Here is a 10,692-nt window from a genome sequence, read left to right on the forward strand (position 1 = left end):
AGCTGACGCGGACTCATGGGCAACTCCGGCCGCCCTCGGGGTCAGTTCTGCGAAGGGAGCGCCGGGGCGCTGCCGCCCGTGCCCGGCTCCAGGGCGTCCAGGGCCCGGCGCAGCCCGGTCAGTTTGCGCTCCAGATGGGCCGCCGTGGCCACCGCCGCCGCGTCCGCGGACTCGTCGTCCAGCTGCTTGGACAGGGCCTCGGCCTGCTCCTCGACGGCCGCGAGCCGTGCGGAGAGCTCGGCGAGCAGCCCCGCGGACTCCTTGCCGGCGACCGCGCCGCCCTTGCCGCCGCCCTCCAACTGGAGCCGCAGCAGCGCCGCCTGCTCACGGAGCTGGCAGTTCTTCATGTACAGCTCGACGAAGACCGAGACCTTGGCGCGCAGCACCCACGGGTCGAAGGGCTTGGAGATGTAGTCGACCGCGCCCGCCGCGTAGCCCCGGAAGGTGTGGTGCGGGCCGTGGTTGATGGCGGTGAGGAAGATGATCGGGATGTCCCGGGTCCGCTCCCGGCGCTTGATGTGCGCCGCGGTCTCGAATCCGTCCATGCCCGGCATCTGGACGTCCAGCAGAATGACCGCGAAGTCGTCCGTGAGCAGTGCCTTGAGCGCTTCCTCCCCGGACGATGCCCGCACCAGTGTCTGATCCAACGCAGAGAGGATCGCCTCCAGCGCCAGCAGATTCTCCGGCCGGTCATCGACCAGGAGGATCTTGGCCTTCTGCACCATGGCCCGCCCTCCTCGCCCCGGATGTGCACCGGGCGCCGCCCCAGGGGACGACTCCCTTTCGCCGCCCGTCCTTGTGCCGGTCATGGTAGCCGCACCCCGCCTGTCGCCACACCCTGTCACCGCGATGTCACTGTGCACGTAGCAGAAACGCAGCCGGAGACCAGAAGGTTCCCCCAATCCCGTACTTCTACACGGGTCCGGCCACCCTGAGTCAGCAACTCCCCGTGCACACGGAAGGTTCCCGTAACGTTCACATCACACCTGGTCGCTCCGGTCACTCCTCGCGCATCCACTGCTCCATCACCGCCAGCAGGTGATCGGGATCGACCGGCTTGGTGACATAGTCGGACGCGCCCGACTCGATCGCCTTCTCCCGGTCGCCCTTCATCGCCTTGGCGGTCAGCGCGATGATCGGCAGTCCGGCGAACTGCGGCATCCGGCGGATCGCCGTGGTCGTCGCATAGCCGTCCATCTCCGGCATCATGATGTCCATCAGGACGACCGCGACGTCGTCGTGCTGTTCAAGGACCTCGATGCCCTCCCGGCCGTTCTCGGCGTACAGCACCGACAGACCGTGCTGCTCCAGGACGCTGGTGAGCGCGAAGACGTTGCGGATGTCGTCGTCGACGATCAGCACCTTCTCCCCGGCGAACCGCACGCCCCGGCGCGGCTGCGGCGCCCTCGACTCCTGCTCGGCGAGGACCGGCCATGCCTCGGTCAGCTGCGGGACGCCCCGCCGCCGGCGCCGGAAGAGCGCGGCGGCACCGTTCTGGGTCTCCTGGTACGACTTCACCTCGGCCGGCGTCTCGATCTCCGCGCCGGACAGCTCCATGGAGTGGTTCTGGGAGGCGACCAGGTCCCCGGCCTCCAGCGCGGGCACGGACTGCTGGTAGCCCTGCGGCGGCAGCTCGCTGGGGTGCAGCGGCAGGTACAGCGTGAACGTCGAGCCGCGGCCCGGTTCGCTCTGCGCGTGGATCTCGCCGCCCAGCAGCTGCGCGATCTCCCGCGAGATCGACAGTCCGAGGCCCGTACCGCCGTACTTGCGGCTGGTCGTGCCGTCGGCCTGCTTGAACGCCTCGAAGATCACCCGCATCTTGCTGGCCGCGATCCCGATGCCGGTGTCGGTCACCGAGAACGCGATCAGCGGCGCGTCCGGATCACTGAGCGAACCGGCCTCCAGAAGCTGCTCCCTGATCCCCACCGGCACATCACCGCTCGCCGGCCGGATCACCAGCTCCACCGACCCGGAGTCGGTGAACTTCACCGCGTTGGACAGCAGGTTGCGCAGCACCTGGAGAAGCCGCTGTTCGTCGGTGTGCAGGGTGGCGGGCAGCTCCGGCGAGACCCGTACGGACAGGTCCAGGCCCTTCTCCGCGGTCAGCGGCCGGAAGGTGGCCTCCACGTAGTCCACGAGCTGGACCAGCGCGATACGCGTCGGGGAGACGTCCATCTTGCCCGCCTCGACCTTCGACAGGTCCAGGATGTCGTTGATCAGCTGCAGCAGGTCGGAACCGGCCCCGTGGATGGTCTCGGCGAACTCGACCTGCTTGGGCGAGAGATTGCCCTCGGCGTTGTCCGCGAGCAGCTTGGCCAGGATCAGCAGCGAGTTGAGCGGGGTGCGCAGCTCGTGCGACATGTTGGCGAGGAACTCGCTCTTGTAGCGCATGGAGACGGCGAGTTGCTCGGCACGCTCCTCCAGAACCTGCCGGGCCTCCTCGATCTCGGTGTTCTTCACCTCGATGTCGCGGTTCTGCTGGGCCAGCAGCTCGGCCTTCTCCTCCAGTTCGGCGTTGGACGCCTGGAGTGCCTTCTGCCGGTTCTCCAGCTCGGCCGACCGCTCCTGCAGCTGTTCGGTCAGCTCCTGCGACTGCTTCAGCAGCACCTCGGTCTTGGTGTTGACGGAGATGGTGTTGACGCTGGTCGCGATCATCTCGGCGATCTGGTTCAGGAAGTCCTTCTGGATCTGCGTAAACGGCGTGAAGGACGCCAGCTCGATCACACCGAGCACCTTGCCCTCGAACAGCACCGGAAGCACGATCACCTGCGCCGGCGGGGCCTCGCCGAGCCCGGAGGAGATCTTCAGATAACCGGAGGGCGCCTTCTCCACCAGGATCGTGCGCTTCTCCTGGGCGGCCGTGCCGATCAGCGCCTCACCGGGCCGGAACGACGTCGGCATGGAGCCCATCGAGTAGCCGTACGACCCCAGCATGCGCAGCTCGTACGCGTCCTCGTTCTCGGTGCTCGCGTCCTTGCCGTCGACCAGCGGCATCCCCAGGAAGAACGCGCCGTGCTGCGCCGAGACCACGGGCGTCAGCTCGCTCATGATCAGCGAGGCCACGTCCGCCAGGTCGCGACGGCCCTGCATCAGCGCGGAGATACGCGCCAGGTTGCCCTTCAGCCAGTCCTGCTCCTGGTTGGCGACGGTGGTGTCGCGCAGGTTGGCGATCATCTTGTTGGTGTAGTCCTGGAGTTCCTTGATCTCGCCGGACGCGTCCACGTCGATCTTCAGGTTCAGGTCGCCGCGGGTCACCGCGGTCGCCACGCGCGCGATGGCACGCACCTGCCGGGTCAGGTTCCCGGCCATCTCGTTCACGGACTCGGTCAGGTCCCGCCAGGTGCCGTCGACGTCCCGCACACGCGCCTGACCGCCCAGCTGCCCCTCGGTGCCCACCTCGCGGGCCACACGCGTGACCTCCTCGGCGAAACTGGACAGCTGATCAACCATGGTGTTGATCGTCGTCTTGAGTTCGAGGATCTCACCACGGGCGTCAATGTCGATCTTCTTGGTCAGGTCGCCCTTGGCGATGGCCGTGGTGACCATCGCGATGTTGCGCACCTGGCCGGTCAGGTTCGACGCCATCCCGTTCACCGACTCGGTGAGGTCCTTCCACGTGCCCGCCACACCCGGCACATGCGCCTGACCGCCCAGGATGCCGTCCGTACCCACCTCACGGGCCACCTTGGTGACCTGGTCCGCGAACGAACTCAGCGTCTTCACCATCGTGTTGATCGTGTCGGCGAGCTGGGCCACCTCACCGCTCGCCTCGATGGTGACCTGCCGGGTCAGGTCGCCGTTGGCGACCGCCGCCGAGACCTGGGAGATGTTCCGCACCTGCGTGGTCAGGTTGTTGGCCATCAGGTTCACGTTGTTGCTGAGGTCCTTCCAGATACCCGTGATACCCGGAACGTGCGCCTGACCGCCCAGGATGCCCTCGGTACCCACCTCACGGGCCACCCGGGTCACCTGCTCGGCGAAGCTGGACAGCTGGTCGACCATCGTGTTGACCGTCGTGACGAGTTCGAGGATCTCGCCCTTCGCGTCAACAGTGATCTTCTTCGACAGATCGCCCTTGGCGACGGCCGTCGTGACCTCGGCGATGTTGCGCACCTGGATCGTCAGGTTGTTCGCCATGAAGTTCACGGACTGGGTGAGGTCCTTCCAGGTGCCCGCCACCCCCTGCACCTCGGCCTGGCCGCCGAGGATGCCCTCGGTGCCCACCTCGCGCGCGACGCGCGTGACCTCCTGGGCGAACGACGACAGCTGGTCCACCATCGTGTTCAGGGTGTTCTTCAGCTCCTGGATCTCACCGCGCGCGTCCACGGTGATCTTCTGGGAGAGGTCACCGCGGGCCACCGCGGTCGCCACCTGCGCGATGTTGCGCACCTGGGCCGTCAGGTTGCCGGCCATGCCGTTCACGGAATCCGTCAGGTCCCGCCACACACCGGCCACACCGGGCACCTGGGCCTGACCGCCGAGGCGGCCCTCCGTACCCACCTCACGGGCCACCTTGGTGACCTGGTCGGCGAAGGCGGAGAGTTGATCGACCATCGTGTTGATCGTGTTCTTCAGTTCCAGGATCTCGCCGCGCGCGTCGACGTCGATCTTCTGGGACAGGTCGCCCCGCGCCACCGCCGTCGTCACCTGGGCGATCTGCCGCACCTGCGAGGTCAGGTTGCCGGCCATGAAGTTGACGGAGTCCGTGAGCTCCTTCCAGGTGCCCGAGACGCCGTCCACCCGGGCCTGACCGCCCAGCCGGCCCTCGGTGCCCACGTCCCTGGCCATCCGCGTCACCTGGTCGGCGAAGCTGGAGAGCTGGTCCACCATCGTGTTCACGGTGTTCTTCAGCTTCAGCATCTCGCCGGAGACGTCGACCGTGACCTTCTGCGAGAGGTCGCCGTTGGCCACCGCCGTCGTCACCTGGGCGATATTGCGCACCTGGCCGGTGAGGTTGCGGAATGCGGTGTTGACGGAGTCCGTCAAGTCCTTCCACGTTCCCGCGGCTCCGGGCACCTGCGCCTGACCGCCCAGCTCACCCTCGACACCGATCTCCCGGGCCACCCGGGTGACCTCCGCACCGAACGACGACAGTTGATCAACCATGCCGTTGACGGTGTTCTTCAGCTCCAGCATCTCGCCGGCCACGTCGACCGTGACCTTCTGCGAGAGGTCACCGTTGGCCACCGACGTCGTCACCTGGGCGATGTCCCGCACCTGAATCGTCAGATTCCGGAACACCGTGTTGACGGAGTCCGTCAGGTCCTTCCACGTACCCGCCACACCCGGCACGGTCGCCTGACCGCCCAGCTGCCCGGCGGCACCCACCTCGTTGGCCACCCGGGTGACCTCGTCCGCGAAGATCCGCAGCGTCTCGGTCATCTGGTTGATCGTCTCGGCGAGCTGCGCGACCTCACCCCGCGCCGGGACGGTCACCTTGCGCGACAGGTCACCGTTGGCGACCGCGGTGGTCACCTCCGAGATCCCGCGCACCTGTGCCGTCAGGTTGCCGGCCATCGTGTTGACGGAGTCCGTGAGTTCCTTCCACGTACCCGCCACCCCCGGGACATGCGCCTGACCGCCCAGGATGCCGTCCGTGCCCACCTCACGGGCGACCCGGGTCACCTCGGAGGAGAACGCGGACAGCTGGTCCACCATCGTGTTGACGGTTTCCTTCAGCTCCAGCATCTCGCCGGCGACCTGGACGGTGACCTTCCGCGACAGGTCACCCTTGGCGACCGCCGTCGTCACCAGCGCGATGTCCCGCACCTGAGCCGTCAGGCGGTTCGCCATCGTGTTGACGGAGTCCGTGAGATCCCGCCAGGAACCGGACATACCGCGCACCCGGGCCTGACCGCCCAACTTGCCCTCGGTACCCACCTCGCTGGCCACACGCGTGACCTCGTCGGTGAACGTCGACAACTGGTCGACCAGGTTGTTGACGGTCCGCCCGACCTTCAGGAACTCACCGCGCAACGGATGCCCGGCCCCGTCCGCCGACTGCGTCCGCAGCTCCATCCGCGGCGACAGATCACCCTCCGCCACCGCCGTCAGGACCCGGCCCACCTCCGAGACCGGCCGTACGAGATCGTCGACCAGGGCGTTGGAGTTGTCGACGGCGGCCGCCCAAGAGCCTTCACAGGCACCCGTTTCCAGCCGTTCCGTGAGTTTTCCCTCACGTCCGACGACACGCCGTACCCGAGACAACTCACCCGTGAGGTGGAGATTACGGTCGGCCACCTCGTTGAAGACCGCCGCGATCTCCGACATCACGCCGTCGCCCGACACCGTGAGCCGCTTGCGGAAGTTGCCGTCCCGCATCGCCACCAGGGCCACCAGCAGCCGGTCCAGGGCCGCCGAGTCCACCTCCGTGGTCCCGCCGCCACCCCGCCGCCTGCTCAGGGACTGTCCGCCTTTCGCGCGCGCCTTAGTGCCCCGCGTCGCTGCGCCAGACTCCACTGTGTCCCTCCCGCAGGGGTCGACCGTTACTGCTGTGCTCGGATACCGCCATACTCGGCGTACCGCTTACTTCGGCGTACCAGTTACTGCTGCGTATTTCTGCCAGATGAGATCCGGCCACACCAGGGGCTGCTGCCCGCCGTACACGGAACGCACTCAGGCTGATCGGACCTTCACCAGAAGCTTGCCCAGTGTTTCACCCTGTCCGAACCAGGCCATAACAGTTCGGCAGCTTCGCACATCGTCCGCACACCCTGGGGGCGTAAACACTGGCGACCGGCATCCGCTCGGACGGCGAAGGTAAGTAACCTTGCATGCGGCTGTCCAGCCGTACCGGTCCGACCGGCCTGGGCGGTGGCACGAGAACGAGCGGGCATTCGGAGGGGCGGCCGCAGACCATGACCACCGGAGTGATCCCCGGGGGACACAACCCGGAGCCACGGCCCACGGGCGAGCGCATGCCGCAACAGCGGCACGAGCCGACCGGCCAGGGAAGCCCGCATGTCGAGACCCGGTCGAGGAGTTCTGTGATCACCGCGCGCGCGGCCTCCACCTTCGAGCCCGTCGGGCGATCGGTCGCGACCGCCCGCTCCTTCGTCCGCGACACACTCCAGGGCTGGGGCTTCGCCGACGTCGTCGACGACGCCGTGGTCCTCACCAGCGAACTGGTGACCAACGCCGTGGTGCACGCGGGCACCCACGCCGACGTCCTGTGCCTGCGCACGGACGACGGCGTACGCATCGAGGTCGCCGACCGCTACCCGGAACGCGAGGTCCCGCTCCAGGGCTCCGCAATCAACATGGGCAGCCCCGACCGCGAGGGCGGCCGCGGACTCCAGCTGTGCGCGGCCCTCGCCGCCCGCTGGGGTGTCGAGTACACGCCCACCCACAAGAACGTCTGGTTCCAGCTCGATCTCCCCGAGCGCCCGGTGGGCACCCGCGCGGCAGGACCGTCCCTCCCCGCCGACCTCCTGCCCCTCGCCGACGGCAGGGTCCGGGTCGCGGTCGTCCAGATCGACCGAAAGGGCTCGGTCTCGGCCTGGAACGAGGACGCCGAGGAACTCTTCGGCCACGCCGCCGCCGAGGTCACCGGCAAGCCGCTCACCGACCTCGCCGCCTGGCCGCACACCCCCGGCACCGGCACCGGCATCGCCGAGGCCCTCCAGCTCTCCCGCTGGGAGGGCAGTTACGGCATCCGCGGCGCCGACGGCCGCGTCACCTCCGTCTACGCCTCGCACCTGAGGGTCCGTGACACCGGCGGCGAGCCCTCCACCGTCTGCCTGCTGGTCCGCGACCACGAACGCGCCGTCCTGCAGACCCCGTTGCGCGTCCCCTCCGCCGACGGCGTCGGCGCCTCGGACGGCCAGAGCACCGACCCCTTCGAGGTGTTCATCGGCTCCCCGGCCCCCGACGACCTCGACGGCCTCCTCCAGCGCACCGTGGAACGCGCCCGCGACATGCTCGACGCCGACTCCGCCTTCCTGCTCCTCGCCACCGACGACGAGACCGAGTTGGAGGTCCGCGCCTCCACCGGCCTCCCGTCCGCCCGTCAGCGCTTCGCACGCGTCCCCGTGGAAGCCGGCCCCGGCCGCTACGGCTCGGCCCGTATGCCGGCCGTACACGACGATCTGACGGCCGTTCCGGGCGCGGTCCCCCTCCTGGGCGGCACCGGCATGCGTTCGGTCGTCACGGTCCCGCTGAAGGTCGAGGGCCGCCTCACGGGCTCCCTGGGCGTCGCGGCCGAGGCTCCGGGCAGATACTCCAACGAGGAGGCGCTGCGCCTCCAGTTCGCCGCCGACCGCATCGCCCTGGCCGTCGAGTCGGCCCGCCTGGGCGAGCTGGAGCGGCTGCGCCGCGGCTCCCTCAGCTTCCTGGTCGAGGCCTCCGACCTGCTCGCCGGCACCCTTGACCGCGACCAGACCCTCGCCCTGATGGCGCAGATGACGGTCCCCACCCTCGCCACCTGGTGCGCGGTCTACACGATCGCCGACCAGGCCTCCGAGCCGTACCTGTCCTACGTCCTGCACGAGGACGAGGAACTCATCGACGGCATCAAGTCGTTGCTCTCCAAGGTCCCGCCGCCGGACCCGGTACCCACCCCCGGCGCCCGGGTCTGGACCGCCCCCGGCGAGCACGCCCACCAGGCCGCCCTGCGCAGCTCCATGCGCACCCTCGGCCTGACCGGCGGCCCCGCCCGCCAGGTCTCCTCCGCCATCGGCCCCACCCTCGCCACGGCCTCCGCCGTCGGCGGCGAGACGGTCGTCCTCCCGCTCGTCGCCCGCAACCGGGTCATCGGCATGCTGACGCTCGGCAAGCCCACCGACGAGCACTTCCGCCAGGAGATCCTCGAACTGGCCGAGGACCTCTCCCGACGGGCCGCCCTGGCCCTCGACAACGCCCGCCTGTACTCGGAGCGCACGGCCATCAGCCAGGCCCTCCAGCGCAGCCTCCTGCCCCCGGGCACCCCGCACATCGACGGCGTCGAGGTCGAGGTCATCTACCGCGCGGCCGGCGAGGGCAACGAGGTCGGCGGCGACTTCTACGACGTCTTCCCCATCTCCGACGGCGCCTACGGCTTCGCCATCGGCGACGTCTGCGGTACGGGCCCCAACGCGGCCGCCGTGACCGGCCTCGCCCGGCACGCCCTCCGCCTCCTGGCCCGGGAGGGCCTCAGCGGCCCCGCGGTCCTGGAGCGCCTCAACTCGGCCATCCTGGACGAGGGCGCCCGCAGCCGCTTCCTGACCCTCCTCTACGGCGAGATGCGCCCCCAGGAGGACGGCAGCGCCGAGATGAAGGTGGTCTGCGCCGGCCACCCGCTCCCGCTCCGCCTGCGCCAGGACGGCACGGTGGAGGCCGCCGCCGAACCCCAGCCGCTCCTCGGTGTCATCGAGGACCTGGAGCTGTACGAGCAGACGGTCACCCTCGACCCGGGCGACGTCCTCCTCTGCGTCACGGACGGCGTGACCGAACGCCGCGAAGGCACCCGCATGCTCGGCGACGACGGCCTCGCGGACGTCCTCACGACCTGTACGGGCCTGACGGCGGGCGCGGTCGCCGCCCGCATCATGCGCGCGGTGGAGCGTTTCGCGTCCGACGCCCCGTCGGACGACATGGCGATTCTGGCGATGCGGGTCCCCGGCCTCCAGAAGGACTGAGGGCGGGGCCGGAAGGAAACGCGAAAAAGCCCCACCCGAAAGGGTGAGGCTTTTCTCTGCGGAGCCCCCAAACGGAATCGAACCGTTGACCTTCTCCTTACCATGGAGACGCTCTGCCGACTGAGCTATGGGGGCCTGTCGCCTTTTCGAGGTTTCCCCCGCGGCAACGGAATAGATCATACCCCGAACAGACCCGAGTTCCCAAACCCGTTCAGAAGGCGGGCTGAAGCAGTCCACCGAGGGCATTGCAGGCGGAGACGATCCGCTGCATCTCCCGCTTGGTCAACGAGGCGTCCACGGGCAGCGCCAGCGTCTCGTCGGCGGCCCGCTCGGTCTCCGGCAGGGACACGCACCGGCGGTACTCCGGCAGCCGGTGCACCGGCGTCTTCACCGGCACCCTGCAGTCAACTCCCTTGCCTCGCAGGGCGCGAGCGAAGGCGTCCCGGTCGGGCCGGCCGTTCCCCGGCACCCGCACCACGTACTGCTGGTAGGTGTGCCCGTCACCACCGTCCGGCGTCCGCACCCCGCGCAGCTTCGCATCGAGATAGGTGGCCCGCTGCCGCCGCTGCGCGATCTCGTCGTACGGCGCCTCGGACTCCCCCTGCTCCAGCACCAGCAGCCCGTGCCGCTGGCCCAGCGCACGCAACCCCGTGACGTCGGCCCACCGTCCAAACCGGTGTACGACAACGACAGCCGCGGAACGGCCGGTTACCGCCGCTTCCACCGCCGTCACGTCCAGGCAGTAGGTGACCGGATCTATGTCCGCGAACACCGGGAGCGCACCGGCCAGTGTCACGGCCTCGGCGACCTCGACGTTCCCGAAGGCCGGCACGATGACCTCGTCACCGACTCCGACGCCGGCGGCCCTGAGCATTGCAGCAGTACCCATGCTGGGATGCTCGGTGCGCAACGTGAACTTTGCGTTACGCAAACCAAAAAAGGGTTGGACCCGGAACCGAAGTTCCAGATCCAACCCTTTCAAAATTTGTTCGGCGGCGTCCTACTCTCCCACAGGGTCCCCCCTGCAGTACCATCGGCGCTGTAAGGCTTAGCTTCCGGGTTCGGAATGTAACCGGGC

At 68.9% G+C, this 10,692-nt stretch carries 4 protein-coding genes, 1 tRNA gene and 1 rRNA gene; 1 reads left to right on the forward strand and 5 read right to left on the reverse strand.

The window, feature by feature from the left end; translation table 11 throughout:
• Window positions 1-41: 41 nt before the first annotated feature.
• Together ACIPSJ_RS36900 and ACIPSJ_RS36905 are read right to left on the reverse strand one after the other, a co-directional pair.
• Entirely contained in the window at window positions 42-725 is a 684-nt protein-coding gene (locus tag ACIPSJ_RS36900) for a response regulator (RefSeq protein WP_355721381.1), read from the reverse strand.
• Window positions 726-999: 274 nt separating this feature from the next.
• Window positions 1,000-6,459, reverse strand: a complete 5,460-nt coding sequence (locus ACIPSJ_RS36905) for a HAMP domain-containing protein (RefSeq protein WP_401352492.1) — start codon at window positions 6,457-6,459, stop codon at window positions 1,000-1,002.
• Between the two features lie 398 nt (window positions 6,460-6,857).
• On the opposite strand from ACIPSJ_RS36905, the gene ACIPSJ_RS36910 reads away from it, so the two are divergent.
• On the forward strand, window positions 6,858-9,614 hold the full coding sequence (locus ACIPSJ_RS36910) for a SpoIIE family protein phosphatase (RefSeq protein WP_359223955.1): 2,757 nt from the start codon (window positions 6,858-6,860) through the stop codon (window positions 9,612-9,614).
• Window positions 9,615-9,676: 62 nt separating this feature from the next.
• Here ACIPSJ_RS36910 and ACIPSJ_RS36915 read toward each other — a convergent pair.
• The 3 genes from ACIPSJ_RS36915 to rrf all read right to left on the reverse strand — a co-directional run.
• Window positions 9,677-9,749: transfer RNA gene (locus ACIPSJ_RS36915), tRNA-Thr, on the reverse strand.
• Between the two features lie 76 nt (window positions 9,750-9,825).
• Window positions 9,826-10,503: a DegT/DnrJ/EryC1/StrS family aminotransferase gene (locus ACIPSJ_RS36920; RefSeq protein WP_401352494.1), complete on the reverse strand. Its 678-nt coding sequence runs from the start codon at window positions 10,501-10,503 to the stop codon at window positions 9,826-9,828.
• A 98-nt stretch (window positions 10,504-10,601) separates the two neighbouring features.
• Window positions 10,602-10,692: ribosomal RNA gene (gene rrf, locus ACIPSJ_RS36925) — 5S ribosomal RNA — on the reverse strand; the annotation flags it as partial.

Origin of the sequence: Streptomyces sp. NPDC090088 (assembly GCF_044747345.1) — a bacterium.
Classification (GTDB): Bacteria; Actinomycetota; Actinomycetes; order Streptomycetales; family Streptomycetaceae; genus Streptomyces.

Excerpts from the sequence above, each read along its gene's own strand:
- ACIPSJ_RS36900 (WP_355721381.1), bottom strand. The coding sequence starts at position 725 with ATGGTGCAGAAGGCCAAGATCCTCCTGGTCGATGACCGGCCGGAGAAT.
- ACIPSJ_RS36910 (WP_359223955.1), top strand. The coding sequence starts at position 6,858 with ATGACCACCGGAGTGATCCCCGGGGGACACAACCCGGAGCCACGGCCC.
- ACIPSJ_RS36920 (WP_401352494.1), bottom strand. The coding sequence starts at position 10,503 with ATGGGTACTGCTGCAATGCTCAGGGCCGCCGGCGTCGGAGTCGGTGAC.